This window comes from Thermobrachium celere DSM 8682 (genome assembly GCF_000430995.1).
Classification (GTDB): Bacteria; Bacillota; Clostridia; order Clostridiales; family Caloramatoraceae; genus Thermobrachium; species Thermobrachium celere.
In genome coordinates, this window is record NZ_HF952015.1 from 3,084 (window position 1) to 3,905 (window position 822).

Genomic DNA, 822 nt, shown 5'->3' on the forward strand with positions numbered 1-822 from the left:
GATAAACTCACGTGAAGAAGCAATAAAAATGCTGAGGAGTCAAGCGAAAGCTTGATTCCTCAGCTTACTTTCTTWWTTTTTTCAAAATGGCTCTTTAGAGATGTTTATAGTATAAACCTTCCGAACTTGTTACAATTTGGAATTCGCATGTACATACATCTGAATAGGATGACCAAGTATAGTAATCTATCCTTTCACTATCTAACATGCACCTGATATGTATATGGAAAAAGCTTGTAGTAGGACCTAAGGCAAGGGGAGTAGTATCACTAGATGTGCCTTTGAGTGAAAATATAAAGAATGTAGCTAAGGCTTTAAAAAAGGATGTTTCAAATGTTACCGTTGTAATTCAAGATAGACCAAGACATCAACACTTGATGGAAGAGGTAAGAAGGGTTAATGCAAGATTAAAGCTATTTAGCGATGGTGATATACAAGAGGCCCTTGCAACTTGTTTTGAGGAGAGCGGTGTTGATATTATGATAGGAATAGGTGGGGCACCAGAAGGAGTTATAACTGCAGCGGCTGTAAAATGTGTTGGAGGAGATTTTCAGGGAAGACTTTGTCCAATGAATGAGGAAGAAAAACAAAGATGTTTTAATATGGGTATAAAGGATTTAAGTAGGGTTATGCAGGAATGTGGTGCATGATTGATGAAGGGCATATTACAAATATAGCAGTTCATCCAGAGTTTAGGGGTTTAGGGCTTGGTGAAAAGTTGGTAGATGCTTTAATCGATGAGGCAAAAAAGAGGAGTATAAATGCAATGACTCTTGAAGTTAGAGTATCAAATTTACCTGCTATTAACTTATATAAGAAAAA

Annotated in this window: 2 protein-coding genes; both read left to right on the forward strand. The window is 36.5% G+C overall.

Annotated elements, in window-relative coordinates; translation table 11 throughout:
* The first annotated feature begins 206 nt into the window (after nucleotides 1–206).
* Nucleotides 207–650 (forward strand): fructose-bisphosphatase class II, encoded by a 444-nt coding sequence (locus TCEL_RS00575; protein WP_018659830.1) that lies wholly within the window; start codon nucleotides 207–209, stop codon nucleotides 648–650.
* On the forward strand, nucleotides 647–822 hold a 176-nt coding region (locus TCEL_RS00580), incomplete at its 3' end, for a GNAT family N-acetyltransferase (RefSeq protein WP_479725385.1). The genes TCEL_RS00575 and TCEL_RS00580, both read left to right, overlap by 4 nt.